This window comes from Streptomyces microflavus, assembly GCF_014650075.1.
Classification (GTDB): domain Bacteria; phylum Actinomycetota; class Actinomycetes; order Streptomycetales; family Streptomycetaceae; genus Streptomyces; species Streptomyces microflavus.
Map to the genome: position 1 here is coordinate 1 of NZ_BMUG01000009.1, position 19348 is coordinate 19348.

Below are 19348 nucleotides of genomic sequence, written 5' to 3' on the forward strand. Positions count from 1 at the left end.
CGGAACCGGCAACCCCGGCGGACCCGGCGGACGCGACGGAACCGGCAACCCCGGCGGACGCGATGGCCCCGGCGGCCCCGCCAGACCCCCCGGTCCCAGCGCCCGCGACCCCCACAAGAGGTGCGTCCCCCGCCACGAGGTCCCCCGAGGGTGCGGCGGAGGCCGGAGCGGCAGGCGCTGTGGTGTCTTCCGGACGGGGCATCGGGTGGTCTTCTCCGTGGTCGGGGCGGATCGGGTGGTCACGCATCGCCGTCCCCCGGTCCGCAGACGCACGCGGGCTCCCGGACCGGCCCGGACCGGCGGGCGGCAACAGGCTCCGGGGCCGGGGCCGGACTCAGGGCCGGGCCGGGGCCGGGCCCCGAGGCAGGCTCGCGCTGCGGGGATCGGCCCGGCTGCCCGGCGGCCACCTGCTCCAGCTCCCCGGCGCACTCCGCCCCCTCCTCCTCCGGCTCCGCCCCGGCGGCCCAGCTCGGCGACCGGGCCCCGGTGGCCGGAGGCTGCGGCTGGGTCCAGTGGCCCAGCAGCCGGGCCTCCGCAGGGGTGGCGAAGAGCAGGGGCTCGCCGTCGGCGTCCACGGCGTCGGCCTCCCGGCGCACCGGGGCGTGCGAGATCAGCTCCAGGTAAATGCCGCGAAATGCCGCGAGGTTCTGTTCGACGGTGAAGAGTTCGAGCGCGCGGGCCCGCGCCGCCGCTCCCAGCCGCGCCCGGCGTTCGGGGTCGCGCAGCAGCGCGATACAGGCGTCCGCGAGCGCCCGGGGGTTGCGCGGGGGCACCACCAGGCCGGTGCCGCCGATGACTTCGACAACGGCTCCGACGTCCGTGGAGACGGTGGCCCGGCCGCAGAACATCGACTCGACGAGGCTGATCGGGAAGCCTTCGACCACGCTGGAGAGCACGATCACACCGCCCGCCGCGTACGCCTCGGCGAGGTCGGGGACCTCGGGGCCGCCGATCTCCTCGAAGCTGACCGGGCTGACGCCCTCGGCATGGGCGCCGGTGGCCTCGTCGGGGAAGAGCTGGGCGGCCAGCGCCCGGCAGTGCGCGAGGTACGTGGTGGCCTCGTCGCTCTCGGCCGGGGCGCCGAAGATCCGCAGCCGGGCGTCAGGCTCGGCGCGGCGGACCTCGGCGAAGGCGTGCAGCAGGGCGATCAGGTCCTTGGCGGGCTCGATCCGGCCGACCCAGACCAGGGTGTCCGGGCCGCCCGCGTCGTCGTCCTCGCCGACCGGGGAGAAGCGTTCGGCGGCCATGCCCGGGTAGACCGTCCGCTGCTCGGCCGGGTCGGCGCCGCACCGCTGCTGCCAGCGGCGGACGTGGGTGTTGCCGGCGGTGACGATCGCGGCCTGCCGGTAGACCTCGGCTGCCAGTTGGGCGTGGAAGTTGGCGAGGAGGGCGCGCACGGGGGCGCCGAAGGGCGCGTCGGGCGCGGAGAGGTAGTGCGTACGGAGCTGCACGCCGTGCTCGGTGACCAGGAGCGGCACCCCGAAGAAGCGTTTGGCCAGCAGTCCCGGGAGTGCGGCCGCCCCGCCGGAGGCTGCGTGGCAGAGGTCGACCGCGCCGAGGCTCTCCTGGTCGTACCAGTCGAGGGAGAGGGGGCGCAGGACGCGCTCCAGCTCGGCGGCGAAGGCGAGGTGGTCCACGACGGTGGCGCTCTGCACGGTCCGGCCGGTGCCGCGGGCGCGGGAGGCGGCCTCCAGGATCCGGACGGTGGTCTCGGAGCGCAGGGCGAGGTGGAGGCCGCCGCGCTCCCGGGCCAGCTCGGCCAGGCCGTAGAGCCCCTCGGTGAACAGCTCCGCGCCGGGCCCCTCGCCGGTGGCCGGGTCCGGGCCCGCGTCCTCGGTGGCGCAGATCGCGGTGGCCAGGGCGGTGAGGTGGTGGGCGAAGCGCCTGCGGTCGCGCCGCCCGAAGGAGACGCCGCCACCGGTCACCAGCCGGGCCAGCAGGCCGCGTTCACCGCTGCCGCGCAGGGTGCCGTCCTCGGGGGTCCAGAGCGGCGCGGTGCGCACCCGGCTGACGTGGTGCGGCAGTCTGACCCAGCCCTGGTCCTCCTGATGGGCGGAGCGGCTCAGCGCGAAGAGGTCGAACTCGTGCTGCGGCAGGCCGCGCACCAGTCGGTCGCACCAGAGTCTGGACTCACCGGTCGCATACGGATAACCACCGTCGGTGAGCAGTCCGATCCGCACGAGTACACCCCCGATCTCCCTTGTGGGCGGCCGCCGTTGGAACGGCGACTCGCAGCGGGACGACCGTAAGCGGATACGCCGGTGGCGCGACGGACGGTTGTCCGTCGCACCACCGAAAGGGGTGAACCGTCGTAACTTTCCCGGCCGGGTCGCGTTCCGTCGCGATAAGGCGGTCGGTTGTTACGGAGGGTCAGGCTGCGGCCAGCTCCTTGCGGGCCGCCCGGCGGGCCGCGGCGAGCCCGGGGTCGAGCGCCGGAACGGCCGCCAGCAGCTGCTTCGTGTACGGGTCGCGGGGGTCTCCGTACACCTCGTCGGCGCTGCCCTGTTCGACGATGAGGCCGCCGCGCATCACCGCGACCCGGTCGCTGACCTGCCGGACCACGGCGAGGTCGTGGGCGATGAAGACCAGGCCGATACCCAGCTCGCGCTGGAGTTCGGCGAGGAGCGCGACCACCTGGGCCTGGGTGGTGACGTCGAGCGCGGAGACCGGTTCGTCGCAGACGATGACCTTCGGCTCGGCGGCCAGGGCGCGGGCGATCCCGATGCGCTGGCGCTGTCCGCCGCTGAACTCGTGCGGGTAGCGCTCGAAGTGCGCCGGGTCGAGCCCGACGCGCTCCAGGAGTGCGCCCACCCGGTCCCGGATGCGCCCCTCGTCGCCCTCCCCCGCGGCCCGCAGCGGGTCGGCCACGGACTCACCGACCGAGCGGCGCGGGTTCAGCGAGGCGACGGGGTCCTGGAACACCATCTGGAGCTCGCGCCGGAAGGGCCGCAGCTCCTTCTCCGACAGCGAGCCGATCTCCGTACCCCCGTAACGGAGCCGGCCCGCCGTCGGGTCCAGCAGGCGCACCAGCATCCGGCCGAGCGTGGTCTTGCCGCTGCCGCTCTCCCCGACGATGCCGAGCGTGCGCCCGGCGTGCACGGTGAGCGAGACCCCGCCCACGGCGGCCACCTTCCCGTTCCCCCGGCCGAACTCGCGCCGCAGGCCGACGGCTTCGAGCAGGGGTACGGAGGCTTCCTCGGCGCGCGGCGAGGGCACCGGCACCACCCGCCGGGTCTCCACCCTGGGCACCGCCGCCAGCAGCTCCTTCGTGTACGCCTCGCGCGGAGATCCGAGGACCCGGGCCACCGGCCCGCGCTCCACCTCGCGGCCGTCGCGCATGACGAGCACGTCGTCCACGCTCTCGGCGGCCACGCCCACGTCATGGGTGACCAGCAGCAGCCCCATGCCGGTCTCCTGGCGCAGGGTGTGCAACAGGTCCAGGATCTGGGCCTGCACGGTCACGTCGAGCGCGGTCGTCGGCTCGTCCGCCACGATCAGCTGCGGCTCACAGGCCAGCGCCATCGCGATGAGCGCGCGCTGCCGCATCCCGCCGGAGAACTCGTGCGGCCGCAGCCGGGAGCGGCGGGCCGCGTCCGGGATGCCGACCCGGTCCAGCACCTCGACGGCCCGGGCGCGGGCCGCCTTGCGGGAGACGCGGTGGTGGACCCGGTGGACCTCGGCGATCTGGTCGCCCACCGGGTAGTACGGGTCGAGCGAGGAGAGCGGGTCCTGGAAGACCATGGCGGCCTTCGCGCCCCGCAGCGCCCGCAGTCCGGCGTCGTCGGCCGCGTTCACGTCCGTACCGGCGACCTCGACCGTGCCGCCCACCCGGGCGCCCGTCCCGCGGTGCAGGCCGAGCAGGGCGTAGGCGGAGGCGCTCTTGCCGGAGCCGGACTCCCCCACCACGGCGAGCGCGCCGCCCGCCTCCAGGGTGAAGGAGAGCCCGTCGACGGCCCGTACGGAACCGAAGTCGACGGTGAGACCGGCGACGCGCACCAAGGGTTCACGCGTTGTCTTCAGTAGGTCGTGCGTTGTCATGAAAGGACCACCCGTCGGTCGGCCAGCGCGTACAGCACGTCCGCGAGGGCATTGGCGAGGACGACGAAGAAGCCGGTCACCAGCACCATGCCGACCACGACGGGCAGGTCGACGACCTTGACCGCGTGGACCAGCTCGCGGCCGATGCCCGGGATGCCGAAGAGGGATTCGGTGAGCACCGCGCCGCCGAACATCGTGCCGAAGTCCAGGGCGCTGAGCGCGATGACGGGCGCCACCGCGCCCCGGAGCGCGTGCCGGCCGATGATGGCCCGCTCCCCGACCCCGTACGCCCGGAAGGTGCGCACATGGTCCTCGGCGAGCGTCTCCAGCATGGCGCTGCGGGTGAGCCGCGCGTACTTGGCGGACTCGATCAGCGCCAGCGACACCCAGGGCAGCAGCAGTCCCCAGGCCCACTGTTCGGGGTCCTCGGCGAAGGGGACGTAACTGGGGGCGGGGAGCCACTGGAGGGTGGAGCAGAACACGATGATGAGCAGCAGCCCGATGACGAAGACGGGCGTGGCCGCGCCCGCCAGGGTCAGCCAGGTCAGTACGCGTTCGGTGAGGCGGCCGCGGCGCCAGGCGGAGAGCACGCCGGTGCCCACACCGAGCAGCAGCCAGCCGGCGAAGGCACCGATGACCAGGGAGCCGGTGACCGGGAGCTTGGCCAGGATGAGCTGGGTGACCTGCTGGTCGGACTGGTAGGAGACGCCGAGGCAGGGCGCGGAGCAGTGCTCCACACCGGTGCCGGTGGAGAAGTCGCGCCCGGCGACGATGCCCTGGAGGAAGTGCCCGTACTGCACGTACAGCGGGTCGTTCAGCCGCAGCTGCTCGGTGACCTGGGCGACCTGGGCGGGTGAGCAGCGCGGGCCGCAGGCGATCTGGGCGACATCGCCGGGGGCGACGTAGAAGATCCCGTACAGGATGGCGGTCAGGGCGAACAGGACGAGAACGGCCCCGCCCAGCCGCCGGACGAGGAAGCCGGTCACGCCGCGCCTCCCTCGGTGTGCTTGGCGCTCTTCGTGCCCACGCGCAGCCGGGAGGCGGCGCGCGGGTCGAGTGCGGTGCGGACGCCCTCGCCGAGGACGGTGAGCGCGAGGACGGTGACGAACAGCAGCCCGGCGGGGAGCAGCAGATACGTGGGGGCCGCCTGGTACCAGGTGTCGGCCTCGGTGAGCATCTGGCCCCAGGACGGGGTGGGCGGTTTGATGCCGACGCCGAGGAAGGAGAGGGCCGCCTCCACGATGATGTTGGAGGGGAAGGCCAGGGCGGCGTACGTGATCACGGGGGCGGCGAGCGAGGGAAGCAGCTCGCGGCGGGCGATGGACCACTTTCCGCGTCCGCTGAGCCGGGCCGCCGAGACGAAGTCGAGGGACTTCAGGGTGAGCGCCTGGGCCCGCACGATCTTCGACGTACCGGCCCAGTTGATGCCCCCGATGACCAGGGCGATCAGGACGGGCCGGGGGAAGGTCTCGGGGACGATCGCCAGGAGCGCCAGCGCGATGACCATGATCGGCAGGGCGACGTTGATGTCGGTGATCCGGCTGAGGAGCTGGTCGACCCAGCGGCTGCCGAGGGCGGCGGCCAGGCCGATGATCAGGCCGAGGGTGATCTGCAGGACGGTGGCGACGAGGGCGACGCCGAGGGAGACCCGGGCGCCGTACACGATCCGGGCGAACAGGTCGCGGCCGGTCTGCGGTTCGACACCGAGCCAGTGGTCGGCGCTGATGCCGCCGAAGGGGCCGATGGGGACGCCGCCGGCCGCCGAGTCGACGAGGTCGGGGTGGTAGGCGTTCGGGTCCTGGCCCGCCAGCGCGGTGAGCAGCGGCGCGGCGAGCGCGACCAGGACGAGCAGGAGGACGACGAGGGCCGCGGCGGAGGCCGCGCGCTGGGCGCGCAGCCTCCGCCAGAACAGCCGGGCCCCGGAGGCGGGGGCGACGACCGGCGCCGCTCCCGCCTCCTTGACCAGCAGGGCTTCCGACATGGCTACTTGACCGCGACCTGGGAGACGTCGAGGACGCCGGTCCAGTCGCTGATGACGATGTTCTTGACGTCCTGGCCGTACAGCCGCTTGTAGACGGGGTGGAACAGCGGCACGGTCAGCGCCTTCTCACCGATCTTCTTGTCGAGCGCGCCCCAGCGGGTGGCGGCGGCCTTCAGGTCGGTCAGCTTGTTGATCTCGTCGATCTCCTTGTTGACCTCGGGGTCGTTCAGGAAACCGGTGTTGAAGTTGGCGCCGCCCTCGACGATCTGCCGGCCGTCGAAGATCGGGGCGAGGAAGGGACCGCCGGAGGGCCAGTCGGCGCCCCAGTGGGCGAGGAAGAAGCCGGGCTCCTTCTTGGCGTCGTGGATGGTGTCGGAGTAGTCGTTGCTCTCCAGGCCCTGGAGCTTGACGGTGATGCCGGCCTTCTTGAGCGCGGCCTGGATCGCGGTGGCGATCTCCGGGCTGGTCTCGAAGTCCTTGTCGTTGGAGTGGGTGAGGGTGACGGTCAGGCCCTTGTCGTACCCGGCCTCCTTCAGCAGCTCCTTCGCCTTCACCGCGTCACCGGTCTTCCCGGCCGGGAAGTGGTCGTAGGGCGTGTGGCCGAAGGAGTCCCGCTCGGGGAGGAAGGTGGTGGCGGGCTCGGCGAGCGAGGAGCCGCCCGCCGCGTTGACGACGGAGGAGCGGTCGATGGCGTACGAGACGGCCTGGCGCACCTTCGGGTCGTCGAAGGGCTTCACCTTCGGGTTGAAGGCGATGTAGTTGGTGTAGCCGAAGTGGCCGGTGCCGACCCGGGCGGCGAGCTTCTTGTCGCTGCTGACCTTGGCGAGTTCGGCCGGGCCGAGGTTGGTGTCGGTGGTGACGGCGGCGGCGTCGGGCCCCTGGGAGGCGGAGAGCCGCTGGTTGATGACGGCGGAGTCGAGGCCGGAGCGGACGTCGATCCGGTCGGGGTAGGCCTTGCGCTCCTCGTCGGTCGTGGCCGACCAGTGCGGGTTGCGCTCCAGGACGAGGCGCTCGCCGTCGTTCTCGTTGGTGACGACCTTGTACGGGCCCGAGGAGACGGGGTGCTCCTCGTACTTGGTGCCGGTGTCCTTGGCCTTGGGCACCGGGGTGGTCTGGGTCTGCGTCGCCAGGTAGGGGAACTCGCCCTCGGGCTTGTTCAGGCGGAACACGATGGTCCTGTCGTCGGGCACCTCGATGGAGTCGAGGCCCTTCTTGTCCTTGTACGGGCCCTGGTAGTCGGCCCCGCCGATCAGCCAGTCCCGCAGGTAGGGGGCGCCGCCGGAGAGTTCGGGGGCGAAGGAGCGCTCGATGCCGTACTTGATGTCGGCCGAGGTGATCGCGGTGCCGTCCTCGTACTTGAGGCCCTCCTTGAGGGTGTACGTCCAGACCGTGGCGTCCGCGTTGGGCTTGCCCAGGTCGGTGGCGAGGTCGGGGACGACCTGCGCGCCCTCGGCGCCGTCCTCACGGTTGCGGGTGGTGAGGGTGCGGAAGACGAGGGAGGGGATGTTGCCGCCGCCGGAGGTGTAGAGCCGGGCGGGGTCGAAGTCCTGCTGGGTGTTGGAGTTCAGGACGGTGAGGGTGCCGCCCTTCTGCGGCTTGCCCTCGGCCCCGGAGCCGCTGTCGCCGCCCTTGCTGTCCTCGGGACCGCAGGCCGCGGCACCCGCGGCCAGGACGAGGGTGACGGTGGCCGCTGCCACGCGGCGCGATATGACGGACGGTTGACGCATCGGAAAATGACCTCTCGGAATGCTGCTGTGCATGAAGCGGGAAAGGGGGAAATCCGCGCAGGCGACAGCGGGAGAGGGCCCTGGTTCAAAGGAATCAGGCCGAATAAGGAAAATGCCGCGCCTGCGGACGGAGTACGTCCGGGCGCAGCAGTCGAGGGGCCACCGGAGCCGGTCAGGGGCTCACGGAAGGGAAAAGGGGCCGACGCGCGCTCGGACAGGCGTCAGCGACAGAGAATGTCGGCTACGCAGTGCCCGGTCACGCCGAGAAGCGCCAGCTCAAGGGCGGCGATCTCGGAAGGTGCGGGGCTGCGTGACATGCCGAGAAATATGAACGACCGCCTTGACCGCTGTCAAAGCGGAACAAGACGGCCGTCTCGGTATGCGGACACTCTTCGTCAACTACCGGGGTGCACCCAAGGGTTGGGTTTGCACTTGATGCCCTCGATGTCCAGGGATTTGGTCTGCTGCTGCATCACCGGGGCCAGGGCGCCGGGCGTGCGGCAGCTCACATGGTTGTACCCGAGCCGGTGGCCGACCTCGTGGTTGATGAGCATCTGGCGGTAGGCGAGCAGCTTCTCCGGGCCGAATGTGGCGGAACCCTGCGCCCAGCGATAGGCATTGATCATCACGCGGTCGGTCGAGGCGGAATCGCACGAGACATTGTCGATCGTCGTGTCCAGACCGGATTTGGCACACCAGTCACCGGTCGTCCCGGGGCTGGCGAGCGTGATCACGAAATCCGGTTTGCCGGACGAGATCCGCTCGAAGGTCATCGCACCGTTGTGCGCCCAACTCCGGTCGTCGTTCAGCGTCTTCTGGACGGCTTCGGCGAAAAGACCGGCGTCGAGGGAGAGGCCCTTCTCGACATCGATCCGATAGCGGTGCTTCTGCCCCTTGCCGGGTGCCTTCGCCAGCCCGGGAACAGCCTCGAATTTCCCGGTCGCCTTCAGGTCCGCGGCGAGCGGGACGGGCTGCGCCATCCGCTCGGCGTACGAGAGGGGCTTGACCTCGGGGGGCTTCGACGCGGGCTGCTCGGGGGTCGGCCGGGCGTCGGAGCGCGAGGCGCCCTCGCCCCCGTCCCGGTCGACGCCCGCCGCCCGTGCCGCCGCGGCTTCCCGGCCGGCGGAGTCGTCGGCGACCTGTCCGGCCACCACGACCGCGAGCACGGTCGTCACCGCGGCCGCGGCGATCCCGGTGAAGGTCCGCCCCTTGCCGCCCTTGGCATCGCGGCGCTCAGAGGACTCCCCGCCCAGGGCCTCGTCCGGCTCCACCGGGGGTCCGGCGGCCCCGGCGCCCGGGCGGGCGTCGGGTGTACCCGCCGGGGCGGAAGCATCGGCGTCGAACGCGTCGACGAACTCCCGGCGCGGGCCCGGCATCGCCCCGGGGCCGGCGGCCGGCTGACGCACCGTCCGCCCGTCGGCCGCACGCTGCGCGGCCCGCTGGGCGGACACCTGGCGCGCCACGGCCTGCTCGCGGGCGGCGTCCTGGTCCGGACGGCCCGGTGCGTCGTCGCCGTACGGCGACGACTGCCCGGCGGCAGCCCCGTAACGCGACTGTCCTGCGGGCCCGCCCGGAGCGTCGTACCGGGGCTGCGGTCCGGTGCCCCAACCGCCGCCCGGCTCGTGCTGCTCGGGGTGGCCGCCCCGGACATGGGGGGCGTCCTGGAAGGGGGTGTGCCCGTCGGCGGGGGGCACGGGCGCCTGGCGCCTGCGCCGGCCGCCGCCGGAGGCGGGCCGGGGTACGGCACGCGGGCCGCCCGGATCCGCCGCTGCGGCGTCCGGGCGGGTGGCCCCGGTGCCCTTTCGGCTGTGTCGTCCCACGCCCCGGATCAGCTCCCGCCGCAATCGTCCAGCAGTTCCCGGAACGCCTGGGCGACCGCCTCCGGGTACTCCATCATCGCCACGTGCCCCGCGTCGGGCAGGGTCAGCAGCCGGGCGTCGCGGAAGGCCGCGGACGCCCTGCGTGCCATCCGGTACGAGACGAGCTGGTCCCGTCCGCCGTACACGAGCTGGGTCGGTGCGAGCACCCGCTCGGCCTGGCGCCACAGTCCGTGCTGGCCGCCCAGGGTGTACGCATCGACGATGCCCCGGGCCGAACGCGTCATCGCGTCCCAGAAGTACGGCAGCTCCAGCCGGCGCTCCATCTCGGCCACCGCATGGCGGAAGGCCTCGTCGGAGATCCGTGCCGGATCGCCGTAACAGAGTGCCATGACTCCGCGCGTCCGCTGCTCCGCCGTCCAGCCCTTCGTGAGCCGGGCGAACAGTGGAGCGACCCCCGGCACCGCCAGCAGCCCGGTCGGTACGGCGGGCCGCTGCACCCGCCACTCGGGCAGCGCGGGCGAGATCAGGGTGAGGGTGCGCACGAGGTCGGGGCGGACGGCGGCGACCCGGGTGGCGACCGCGCCGCCCAGTGAATTGCCGAACAGATGAACGGGGCCACGTTCACCCGCGTCCAGCAGCCGGATCACCGCACGGGCGTGCCCGGTGATCGAGAAGTTGCCGTCGTCCGGCGGCGGCGAATCACCGAATCCGGGCAGGTCGACGGCGTCGCTGTCGACCACGTCCGCCAGCAGCGGCATCAGCGCCGACCAGTTCTGCGAGGACCCGCCGAGCCCGTGCACGAAGAGCGCCGGGGGCAGCCCCGTCCGGTCGGCGGGCCGGGAACGGACGGTCAGCGTGAGCCCGGGGAGCGCCACGGAGCGCAGCCGCTCCCCCTCGGCGACCCGGACGGCGCTGACCGTGGGGGCCATCGCGGCGGCGATGGCCTGAGTACCCGGCAGCTCGGTCGAAGACATGCGGCAATGTTACGAGACGATCACGCACCAGTTCATGTGTTCGCGGTCACAGGCCGCATCGCGGGGTAGGAGTGTTGCTCCTACGCTTCAAGGGAAGGAAGGGAGCCACCATGACGGTCGACCCGAGCGACCCGGACACCTTCGACCACGCCGACCCGGACGAGCCGGGTCCGGAGGCGCCGGAGGCGGACGCCGCCGAGCAGCGCACGGACATCCGGCCGGAGGAGGACGAACCGGTGGAGAACGTCGACCCGGCCACCGCGAACGAGGCCGATGCGGCGGAACAGCGCAGGGTGATCCCCCTGGATGAGGACGATTACCGATAGAACGCCCCGCTTTGCTCCCGACCTGGGAGAACTGTGGCTTCCGAAGCCGTCCGGTCCGTGAAATTCTGCGTCCGCGCCGCGCGCACCGGGGTTACCCAAAAGTACGATGGCTGTACGGCGCAGCGTGTACGGATCGGCTGTGCTGGAACACACATTTGGGAGGCGGCGTGAGCGCCATCGAGCAGACAGAGGCAGCGCGCCCGCGGGGCACGCGCCTTCCCCGCCGCGCCCGACGCAATCAGCTGCTGGGCGCCGCGCAGGAGGTCTTTGTCGCACAGGGCTACCACTCCGCCGCGATGGACGACATCGCCGAGCGGGCCGGCGTGAGCAAGCCGGTGCTCTATCAGCACTTCCCCGGGAAGCTGGAGCTCTACCTGGCCCTTCTCGACCAGCACTGCGAGTCGCTGCTCCAGGCCGTGGTCACGGCGCTGGCGTCGACGACGGACAACAAGCTGCGCGTCGAGGCGACGATGGACGCCTACTTCGCGTACGTGGAGGACGAGGGCGGCGCCTTCCGGCTGGTCTTCGAGTCCGACCTGACCAACGAGCCCGCCGTGCGCGAGCGGGTCGACCGGGTCTCCCTCCAGTGCGCCGAGGCGATCTCCGACGTGATCGCCGGGGACACGGGCCTGTCGAAGGACGAGTCCATGCTCCTGGCTGTGGGGCTGGGCGGCGTGTCGCAGGTGGTGGCGCGCTACTGGCTCTCCAGCGGCTCCAGCATCCCGCGCGACACGGCTGTGCAGCTGCTCACCTCGCTGGCGTGGCGGGGCATCGCGGGCTTCCCGCTGCACGGCGCCGAGCAGAACTGACGCCCCGGCCGGGCGGCGCGGCGCACCGTGTTCGCTGCGGGCGTTGCCGGTCGGGCCGTGAGGCGTGCTCCCACCGGGCTAATGTGGCTGCGTACGGCGCGGTTCGCCGCGCAGGGACTGACCGTCGGAGGGACATAGCCGTGGAGGTCAAGATCGGGGTGCAGCACACGCCCCGCGAGATCGTTCTGGAGAGCGGGCTTTCCGCCGAGGACGTCGAGAGCGCGGTCGCCGCTGCACTGGGCGGCAAGGCGGAGCTGCTGAGCCTCACGGACGACAAGGGCCGCAGGGTCCTGGTGCCGGCCGACCGGATCGCCTACGTGGAGATCGGCGAGCCCAGCACCCGGCGTGTGGGGTTCGGCGCGCTGTAGTCCACGGACGCGACAGCTCACAGGAGCGGCCCGGCGGGATTCCCGCCGGGCCGCTCCTGTGTTGCTTCTGTGCTCCTGCTCCTGTGTGGCCTGCCGGGCCGCTCCCGTTACGACGTGGGCGCGCGTGCCGTACCCGTACGGGTTCCCCGGCTCGGGGAAGGGTTGTACGGCATGGGCCGGGGGTAGTACCGCCTACGACCGATTTGCCCGCCCCGCACACCCCCGCGAGGTGATCCTTAGTGATCTGGGAATCCTTCGGCGCCGCCGCGCTCGGACTCGCCCTGTCCTGGGCGGCCGTCCGCTCACTGGCCGACCGGCTCCCCTCCGCCCGTGCTGTTTATCTCACCGGCGCTTTGGGGGCACTGTTCGGAGCGTTCCTCACACATTCGGCGCTGGGCCCCGGCCACGGCGTGGCGACCCTGATCGGCGCCGTCTCCGTCGGGGCGGTGACGCTGTCGCTGCTGATCCGTCCACGCGGCCGCCGCCTCACGAGGTCGGCGGCGGCCCAGTAACCCGAGGTCAGGTGTTACGCGGCCAGCCCGAGCGCGGCCATGCGCTTGGTGTGGGCCTCGGTGATCCGGGAGAACATCCGGCCCACCTCCGCCAGGTCGAAGCCGTCCGCGACGCCGCCCACCAGCATCGTCGAGAGCGCGTCGCGGTCGGCGACCACCCGCTGGGCCTGCGACAGCGCCTCGCCCATCAGCCGGCGGGCCCAGAGCGCGAGCCGCCCGCCGAGCCGGGGGTCGGCCTCGATCGCGGCGCGCACCTTCTCCACGGCGAAGTTCCCGTGGCCCGTGTCGTCGAGCACGGCGAGGACCAGGGAGCGGGTGTCGGTGTCGAGCCGGGCCGCGACCTCCCGGTAGAAATCGCTGGCGATCGAGTCACCCACGTACGCCTTGACCAGGCCTTCCAGCCAGTCCGACGGAGCCGTCTGGCGGTGGAAGTCGTCGAGCGCCTTGGCGAAGGGCTCCATCGCGGCGGTCGGGTCCTCGTCGACGGCCGCGAGCCGGTCGGACAGCTGCTCGAAGTGGTGGAACTCGGCGGAGGCCATCTTCGCCAGCTCCGCCTTGTCCCCGAGGGTCGGCGCGAGTTTCGCGTCCTCGGCGAGGCGCTCGAAGGCGGCCAGCTCGCCGTAGGCGAGGGCGCCCAGCAGGTCCACGACCGCGGCCCGGTACTGCGGCTCGGCGGAGGCGGTGGTCCAGCTCTGGGCGGCGATTCCGGTCGCTGCGGGCGCTTCTTCGGGGTGTTCAGTGGCGTTGTCAGGCGTCTCCATGAACCGCACAATAGCCCGCCCGACGAGGGGCGGAAGGGCCCGGTGAGGAGCGGACATCACACCGTTCCGATGAATTCGTCCAACACACATGCGCGAATCCGGGGTACAGTGGTATTGCGCTTACTGAGCATTTTCCTGTGCCAGGGGCGCGTCCTTTGAATGAGGATGCCCGGTCGGTGGCCCGATCGGCTCCGACCCGACAGCCCTCCACGCGGTGCGTACGACACGTACGACTGCAGATGAGGGGCCCCCTCAGCGGCACGAGCGCTCGAGCGACGGCAGTGGTCCCGCGCCACCCGGCCCATCCACGGCCGGATGACCAACCCCGGCACGGTACGACCCCCAGCGTTCGCCTCGGACCGCGTCTCACAGAAGAGGCAGCACCCTGACTACGTTCCGAGACCTCGGTATTCTTTCCGAGACGGCCGAAGCCCTTGAGGCGGTCGGCATCATGTCCCCCTTCCCCATCCAGGAGATGACGCTCCCCGTAGCGCTCTCCGGCTCCGACGTCATCGGCCAGGCCAAGACCGGCACCGGCAAGACGCTCGGCTTCGGACTCCCCCTCCTGGAGCGCGTGACCGTCCCCGCCGATGTCGAGGCGGGGCGCGCCACGCCCGAGCAGCTGACCGACGCGCCGCAGGCGCTCGTCGTCGTCCCCACCCGTGAGCTGTGCCAGCAGGTCACCAACGACCTGCTGACCGCCGGCAAGGTCCGTAACGTCCGCGTTCTCGCGATCTACGGCGGCCGGGCCTACGAGCCCCAGGTCGAGGCCCTCAAGAAGGGCGTCGACGTGATCGTCGGCACCCCGGGCCGGCTCCTGGACCTGGCGGGCCAGCGCAAGCTCGACCTCTCCCACATCCGCGGGCTCGTCCTCGACGAGGCCGACGAGATGCTGGACCTGGGCTTCCTGCCCGACGTCGAGCGCATCATCACGATGCTGCCGCCCAAGCGCCAGACGATGCTGTTCTCGGCCACCATGCCCGGTGCCGTCATCAGCCTCGCCCGCCGCTACATGTCGCAGCCGACGCACATCAACGCCACCTCGCCGGACGACGAGGGCACGACCGTCAAGAACACCGCGCAGTACGTCTACCGCGCGCACAACATGGACAAGCCGGAGATGCTCTCCCGCATCCTCCAGGCCGACGGCCGCGGGCTCGCGATGATCTTCTGTCGCACGAAGCGGACGGCCGCCGACATCGCCGAGCAGCTGGAGAAGCGCGGCTTCGCCTCCGGCGCGGTCCACGGCGACCTCGGCCAGGGCGCCCGCGAGCAGGCGCTGCGCGCCTTCCGCAACGGCAAGGTCGACGTCCTCGTCTGCACCGACGTCGCCGCGCGCGGCATCGACGTCGAGGGTGTGACCCACGTCATCAACTACCAGTCGCCGGAGGACGAGAAGACCTACCTCCACCGCATCGGCCGCACCGGCCGCGCGGGCGCCAAGGGCATCGCGATCACGCTGGTCGACTGGGACGACATCCCGCGCTGGCAGCTGATCAACAAGGCACTGGACCTGAAGTTCCCGGACCCGCCGGAGACGTACTCCACCTCGCCGCACCTCTTCGAGGAGCTCGGTATCCCGGCGGGCACCAAGGGTGTCCTGCCGCGTGGCGAGCGGACCCGTGCCGGTTTGCGCGCGGAGGAGGTCGAGGACCTCGGCGAGACCGGCGGCCGCGGCCGCAAGTCCGCAGCCGCACCCGCTCCGGCCCGTGAGGAGCGCGAGCCCCGTACGCGTACGCCGCGTCAGCGCCGCCGCACCCGTGGCGGTTCCACGGAGGAGGGCACCGCGACGGTCCCCGCGCCCGCCAAGGAGGCCACCCCGGTCACCCCGGCCGGCGACGAGGCCCCCGAGGGTCCCCGCACCCCGCGCCGCCGTCGCCGTACGCGGCTCACCGCGGCCGAGACCGTGACCGAGGCGGCCGTGGCGGTCGCCGAGGCTCCGGCTCCGGTGGCTCCGGCCGTCGAGACCGCCGTCCCCGTGGTGGCCGAGGCCGCTGCCCCGGTCGTCGCCGAGGCCGAGCCGGTCGCGGAGGCCAAGCCGCGCCGCCGTCGCAGCCGCGCCGCGGTGAAGCCGGTGGCCGAGCCGGTGGCGCAGGTTCCTGCCGCCGCCGCTCCGGTGGAGGCCGGGTTCCAGACCGTGGCGGTCGCCGCGGGCATCGCGGAGCCGGTCGCCGAGCCGGTCGCGACCAAGCCGCGCCGCCGCACCCGGATCGTGAAGCCTGCCGACGAGGTGGACTTCCAGATCGCCCCGGCCTCCGAGCCGGAGCCGGATGCGAAGTCCCGCCGTCGCCCGGCGCGCACCACGAGCCGCCCGAAGGCGGAGTCGAAGCCCAAGGCGGAGACCGCGCCGAAGGCCGATGCCGGTACGAAGGCGGAGTCGACGCCCAAGGCCGAGTCGAAGCCGAAGAGGGTGTCGAGGGCGAAGGCCGCGGCCCCCGTCGAGGCCGTCGCGCCGGAGGCTCCGGCCGCCGCCGAGGCGGAGACCGAGGCCAAGCCGCGCCGCCGCCGGGCGACCCGCAGCGTCACCTCGACCGCGGTCCAGGAGGCCGCTGTGGTCTCCGAGGCCGAGGCCGTGGTGAGCGAGGCCGCCGCCGAGGCCAAGCCGCGCCGCCGCCGCGCCACCCGCGCCGCGGGCAAGGCGACGGCGACGACCGAGAGCTGACAGCCTGCTCCACCCGCTCCACCTACGGCCCCGGCCCCCGCACCTGCGGGGGCCGGGGCCGTTCCGCTGCCCGGCGGCGGTTCGGCACGGCACGGAGGGCTCGGCCTGCTTGATGGCGCCCGGGGCCGACGGCGCCCCCCGGCCCTGCGGCCCGGCACGGCGGCACGGCCTGCCCCGTTGGTGCCCCGGGCCGACGGCGCCCCCAGCACTGCCACCTGGCACGGTGGCGTGGCCTGCCCCGTGGCGCCCCGGCACGGCTGCTCGGCCCGCCCTATAGTGCCCCGGCTGCCCCGGGCCGGCGGCTCGCCCCGCCCCGTGGCGCCCCGGGCCCGGCGGCGGGGATAGCCTCGCCCCATGAGCCGGCCGCCCACCTTCACCCCGCCCCCCTGCGCCACCCGACGCGTCCTGCGTACCGAGCGCGGGGACTTCGCCGTCCTGGACGCCGTCCCGGCCGGGACCGCCCGCGCCACCGCCCTGCTGCTGCCCGGGTACACCGGCAGCAAGGAGGACTTCATCGCCCTGCTCGAACCGCTGTGCGCGGCCGGGTACCGCGTGGTCGCCGTCGACGGGCGCGGACAGTACGAGTCCGAGGGGACGGACCAGCAGGAGCCCTACGCACAAGGGGAGTTGGCCCGGGACGTGCTCGCCCAGGCGGCGGCGCTGACCGAGGGCGGCGGAACGCTGCACCTGCTCGGGCACTCGCTGGGCGGCCAGATCTCCCGCGCGGCCGTCCTGCTGGACGCCACCCCGTTCCGCTCGCTGACGCTGATGTCCTCCGGCCCCGCCGAGGTCGTCGCCGCCCAGCGGGACAAGGTGAAGATGCTGGGTGACGCCCTGTCCGTGCTCTCCATGGACGAGGTGTGGGAGGCGATGCGGGCCCTGGACCCGCCGCAGGACGCGGACACCGGCGACGGCGAGGATATGCGCCGGCGCTGGCTGCGTCACCGCCCGGCGCAGCTGATCGCCACCGGCGCCCAGCTGCGCACCGAACCGGACCGGGTGGACGAGCTGGCCGCCCTCCATCTGCCCGTCCACGTCCTGTCCGGCGAGCGCGACGACGTATGGCCGGTGGAGCAGTTCGACGCGATGGCCCGGCGCCTCGGTGCGCGCCGCACCACGATCGCCGGGGCCGAGCACTCCCCCAACACCGCCAGGCCGCACGAGACCGCCGAGGCGCTCGCCGCGTTCTGGGACAGCGTGGACGGGGCCTGAGCCGCCGCAGACGGCCCCCCGCAGCACTTCCGTACGGCAGGGGGCCGCCCCCGCACCGCAATGGCTCAGTACTGCGACTGCAAGTGCTGCCAGAACCCGTCGCGCAGCGCCCGGCGCAGATGCGCGTGGCCGCGCAGTGAGTGCTGGAGCAGGCGTTCGGCCTCGACCAGCAGGTCCTGGTCGACGGAGCCCGGCAGGTAGGGGTGGCCGGGCAGCAGGTCGGCGAGGGATTCCCGGCCGCGGGCGGCGAGCCAGGCGGCGGCGATCTGGGCGCCGACGAAGCGGACGTCCTCCCGCGAGGGGGCCGGGGTGTCGTCCTCGTACGTCGTGACCGGGCGGCGGGTGACGTAGGGGCGGCAGAAGTCGAGGTCGAAGGTGCGCTGGCTGTCGACCTCCCAGAGCAGCGGCTCGGCCTGGTTGCGGCCCTCGCCGGCCTCGATGCCCCAGAGGTGGACGCGCGCCCCGTAGCCCTGCGCCGCCTCGACCGCCGAAACCAGGTCCTCGTCGCCGCCGATGAGGGCCGCGTCGCTGATGGCGCGGTGCCGGGCGAGCGATTCGAGGTCGGTGCGGATGAGGGAGTCGACGCCCTTCTGCTGGTTGTTGGCGTTGAGGTTGCCGAGCCGCACCTTGACGTCGGGGAGTTCGGCGATGGCCTGCTGCTCGGTGGTGTGGATGCGGCGCCTGGCCCCGTCGTACCAGTAGACGCGCAGCAGCCGGCTGTCCGCGAAGATCGTGCGGGCCTTGTCGATGAAGGCCTCGATCAGCCCCTCGGCGTCGAGATCGAAGGAGCGCCGGTCCTCGGTGCCGGTGACGAGCAGCCCGGCCGCGGCGTACACATAGCCCGCGTCCACGAAGATGGCGTGCGTCGAGGGGGTCTTGGAGACCTCGACGAGCATGCGCTGGAGCAGCTCGTTGGTGCGGTCCAGGCGCTCGGCGATCTCGGCCTGGCGGGGAAGCTGCGGGTCGGCCGCGCTCATGCGAACCTCATGGTCTGTGTATGGGTGGCTACCGACGGGTACTTAGGCATCCAAAAAATTTCCTTAGCGTAGGGAATGTTTGTACCGGGCAAGCCGTTGTAACACTCGTGGAACGCGAGGGAAGCCTCGCGTTCCTATCCTTGCGGGTAGGTCACATCGCCCGTGCCAGTAGTTCTCCAGCAGGAGGATCAGACGAAGGGAAGCCATATGCGCTTCGAGATCATGCGACTCGACGACGTCGACGGTACCGCCGTGGACAGCACCGTCGTGGACGCCGCCTCCGTCAACCGGATCGTGCAGCAGGCCGCAGCCATGGGCCAGCGCATCTACATCCGGCCCGCCGAAAGCTCGGCTTCGTAACGCTCCATGGGCTTCTGACGCCTGATTACGCATTGCGCCGCTAAAGACGAAGCGCCCCCGCACGGATGGTCCGTGCGGGGGCGCTGTGGTGTCCGGAGGGCACCCGTGCGGGCCTCAGGAGTTCTGGACGACCTGGGTGACACCGTTGATGATCTGCTGGACGGCGATGGCCGAGAGCATCATTCCGGCGAGCCGGGTCACCAGGACCACCCCGCCGTCCTTGATGATCCGGATGATCACCAGCGAGTAGCGCATCGCCAGCCAGAGCACCACGTGCATGGCCACGATCGCGGACCAGACGGAGAGCTGACCGCCGAAGCCGTCGGCGTGCTGCACGGCCAGGATGACCGAGACGATCGCACCGGGACCGGCCAGCAGCGGCATGCCCAGCGGTACGAGCGCCACGTTGACGTCCTTGGTCTGCGTCGGCTCGTCCGTCTTGCCGGTCAGCAGATCCAGCGCGATGAGCAGCAGCAGGAGCCCGCCCGCGATCATCAGGGCGGGCACGGAGACATGCAGGTAGTCGAGGATCTGCTGGCCGAGCAGACCGAAGACGGCGATCACACCGAAGGCGACCGCGACGGCCTGGAGCGCCATCCTGCGCTGGACCTTGGCAGGGCGGCCCGCGGTGAGGGCGAGGAAGATCGGGGTGATCCCGGGCGGATCCATAATCACAAAAAGGGTGAGAAAAAGGGATCCGAAGACAGCGACGTCGAACACAGTGAGCCTTGCGAGAGAAGAGCGGGCGGTACGGGGGGTGCGCGGGCCCGGTGGGCGGCCGTCGGCATACGACGGCAGGTCAAAGGGCGCGCGAGGAGTGG

The 19348-nt window shown here is 72.4% G+C and carries 18 protein-coding genes; 7 read left to right on the plus strand and 11 right to left on the minus strand.

The genetic code is table 11. The features are described from left to right. Nucleotides 1–239 precede the first annotated feature (239 nt). The 8 genes from IE264_RS25185 to IE264_RS25215 form a co-directional block, all read right to left on the minus strand. Nucleotides 240–2180, minus strand: coding sequence for a DUF3492 domain-containing protein (locus IE264_RS25185; RefSeq protein ID WP_032757842.1), 1941 nt, complete (start codon nt 2178–2180; stop codon nt 240–242). A gap of 190 nt (nt 2181–2370) precedes the next feature. Further along, the gene (locus IE264_RS25190) at nt 2371–4038 is read right to left on the minus strand and encodes a dipeptide ABC transporter ATP-binding protein (protein ID WP_051821858.1); all 1668 of its coding nucleotides are present in this window, start codon (nt 4036–4038) and stop codon (nt 2371–2373) included. Continuing rightward, on the minus strand, nt 4035–5024 hold the full coding sequence (locus IE264_RS25195; RefSeq protein ID WP_015611198.1) for an ABC transporter permease: 990 nt from the start codon (nt 5022–5024) through the stop codon (nt 4035–4037). The genes IE264_RS25190 and IE264_RS25195 overlap by 4 nt, the downstream gene beginning before the upstream one ends. Continuing rightward, nucleotides 5021–6019: an ABC transporter permease gene (locus IE264_RS25200; RefSeq protein ID WP_032757839.1), complete on the minus strand. Its 999-nt coding sequence runs from the start codon at nt 6017–6019 to the stop codon at nt 5021–5023. The genes IE264_RS25195 and IE264_RS25200 overlap by 4 nt, the downstream gene beginning before the upstream one ends. Nucleotides 6020–6021: 2 nt before the next feature. Beyond that, nucleotides 6022–7746 carry an ABC transporter substrate-binding protein gene (locus IE264_RS25205; RefSeq protein ID WP_032757837.1) on the minus strand — a complete coding sequence of 575 codons (1725 nt, stop codon included), beginning with the start codon at nt 7744–7746 and terminating at the stop codon, nt 6022–6024. Between the two features lie 221 nt (nt 7747–7967). Then, nucleotides 7968–8063: an Ms4533A family Cys-rich leader peptide gene (locus tag IE264_RS38735; RefSeq protein ID WP_309544399.1), complete on the minus strand. Its 96-nt coding sequence runs from the start codon at nt 8061–8063 to the stop codon at nt 7968–7970. Between the two features lie 78 nt (nt 8064–8141). Further along, nucleotides 8142–9566, minus strand: coding sequence for a DUF3152 domain-containing protein (locus IE264_RS25210; RefSeq protein WP_032757991.1), 1425 nt, complete (start codon nt 9564–9566; stop codon nt 8142–8144). A gap of 8 nt (nt 9567–9574) precedes the next feature. Then, complete coding sequence (locus tag IE264_RS25215) at nt 9575–10540, minus strand: alpha/beta fold hydrolase (protein WP_099130234.1); 966 nt, start codon at nt 10538–10540, stop codon at nt 9575–9577. 110 nt (nt 10541–10650) lie between these two features. Between IE264_RS25215 and IE264_RS25220 the strand changes: the two genes are divergently transcribed. The 4 genes from IE264_RS25220 (at nt 10651) to IE264_RS25235 (ending at nt 12555) form a co-directional block, all read left to right on the plus strand. Beyond that, complete coding sequence (locus IE264_RS25220; protein ID WP_032757836.1) at nt 10651–10866, plus strand: Rv3202a family protein; 216 nt, start codon at nt 10651–10653, stop codon at nt 10864–10866. A 167-nt stretch (nt 10867–11033) separates the two neighbouring features. Next, nucleotides 11034–11675, plus strand: coding sequence for a TetR/AcrR family transcriptional regulator (locus tag IE264_RS25225; protein WP_015611192.1), 642 nt, complete (start codon nt 11034–11036; stop codon nt 11673–11675). 140 nt (nt 11676–11815) lie between these two features. After that, nucleotides 11816–12043 carry a DUF3107 domain-containing protein gene (locus IE264_RS25230; protein WP_015611191.1) on the plus strand — a complete coding sequence of 76 codons (228 nt, stop codon included), beginning with the start codon at nt 11816–11818 and terminating at the stop codon, nt 12041–12043. 239 nt (nt 12044–12282) lie between these two features. After that, complete coding sequence (locus tag IE264_RS25235) at nt 12283–12555, plus strand: hypothetical protein (protein WP_032757834.1); 273 nt, start codon at nt 12283–12285, stop codon at nt 12553–12555. Between the two features lie 14 nt (nt 12556–12569). Here the strand turns inward: IE264_RS25235 and IE264_RS25240 are convergent, their stop codons facing one another. Next, nucleotides 12570–13316, minus strand: coding sequence for a ferritin-like fold-containing protein (locus IE264_RS25240; protein WP_032757833.1), 747 nt, complete (start codon nt 13314–13316; stop codon nt 12570–12572). A 451-nt stretch (nt 13317–13767) separates the two neighbouring features. Between IE264_RS25240 and IE264_RS25245 the strand changes: the two genes are divergently transcribed. Together IE264_RS25245 and IE264_RS25250 are read left to right on the plus strand one after the other, a co-directional pair. Then, on the plus strand, nt 13768–15978 hold the full coding sequence (locus IE264_RS25245; protein WP_032757832.1) for a DEAD/DEAH box helicase: 2211 nt from the start codon (nt 13768–13770) through the stop codon (nt 15976–15978). A 354-nt stretch (nt 15979–16332) separates the two neighbouring features. Further along, the gene (locus tag IE264_RS25250) at nt 16333–17190 is read left to right on the plus strand and encodes an alpha/beta fold hydrolase (protein WP_015611187.1); all 858 of its coding nucleotides are present in this window, start codon (nt 16333–16335) and stop codon (nt 17188–17190) included. 65 nt (nt 17191–17255) lie between these two features. Here the strand turns inward: IE264_RS25250 and IE264_RS25255 are convergent, their stop codons facing one another. Then, nucleotides 17256–18167: an NYN domain-containing protein gene (locus tag IE264_RS25255; RefSeq protein WP_015611186.1), complete on the minus strand. Its 912-nt coding sequence runs from the start codon at nt 18165–18167 to the stop codon at nt 17256–17258. A 207-nt stretch (nt 18168–18374) separates the two neighbouring features. Between IE264_RS25255 and IE264_RS25260 the strand changes: the two genes are divergently transcribed. Further along, on the plus strand, nt 18375–18527 hold the full coding sequence (locus IE264_RS25260) for a DUF8834 family protein (protein ID WP_015611185.1): 153 nt from the start codon (nt 18375–18377) through the stop codon (nt 18525–18527). Nucleotides 18528–18641: 114 nt separating this feature from the next. On the opposite strand, the gene IE264_RS25265 is transcribed toward IE264_RS25260, so the two are convergent. After that, nucleotides 18642–19247, minus strand: coding sequence for a MarC family protein (locus IE264_RS25265; protein WP_015611184.1), 606 nt, complete (start codon nt 19245–19247; stop codon nt 18642–18644). Between the last annotated feature and the right edge of the window lie 101 nt (nt 19248–19348).

Bases quoted from the DNA above. Each gene is read 5' to 3' on its own strand.
- IE264_RS25190 (WP_051821858.1), bottom strand. From the start codon at position 4,038: ATGACAACGCACGACCTACTGAAGACAACGCGTGAACCCTTGGTGCGC.
- IE264_RS25240 (WP_032757833.1), bottom strand. From the start codon at position 13,316: ATGGAGACGCCTGACAACGCCACTGAACACCCCGAAGAAGCGCCCGCA.
- IE264_RS25220 (WP_032757836.1), top strand. From the start codon at position 10,651: ATGACGGTCGACCCGAGCGACCCGGACACCTTCGACCACGCCGACCCG.
- IE264_RS25200 (WP_032757839.1), bottom strand. From the start codon at position 6,019: ATGTCGGAAGCCCTGCTGGTCAAGGAGGCGGGAGCGGCGCCGGTCGTC.
- IE264_RS25250 (WP_015611187.1), top strand. From the start codon at position 16,333: ATGAGCCGGCCGCCCACCTTCACCCCGCCCCCCTGCGCCACCCGACGC.
- IE264_RS25260 (WP_015611185.1), top strand. From the start codon at position 18,375: ATGCGCTTCGAGATCATGCGACTCGACGACGTCGACGGTACCGCCGTG.
- IE264_RS38735 (WP_309544399.1), bottom strand. From the start codon at position 8,063: ATGTCACGCAGCCCCGCACCTTCCGAGATCGCCGCCCTTGAGCTGGCG.
- IE264_RS25205 (WP_032757837.1), bottom strand. From the start codon at position 7,746: ATGCGTCAACCGTCCGTCATATCGCGCCGCGTGGCAGCGGCCACCGTC.
- IE264_RS25215 (WP_099130234.1), bottom strand. From the start codon at position 10,540: ATGTCTTCGACCGAGCTGCCGGGTACTCAGGCCATCGCCGCCGCGATG.
- IE264_RS25245 (WP_032757832.1), top strand. From the start codon at position 13,768: ATGTCCCCCTTCCCCATCCAGGAGATGACGCTCCCCGTAGCGCTCTCC.
- IE264_RS25255 (WP_015611186.1), bottom strand. From the start codon at position 18,167: ATGAGCGCGGCCGACCCGCAGCTTCCCCGCCAGGCCGAGATCGCCGAG.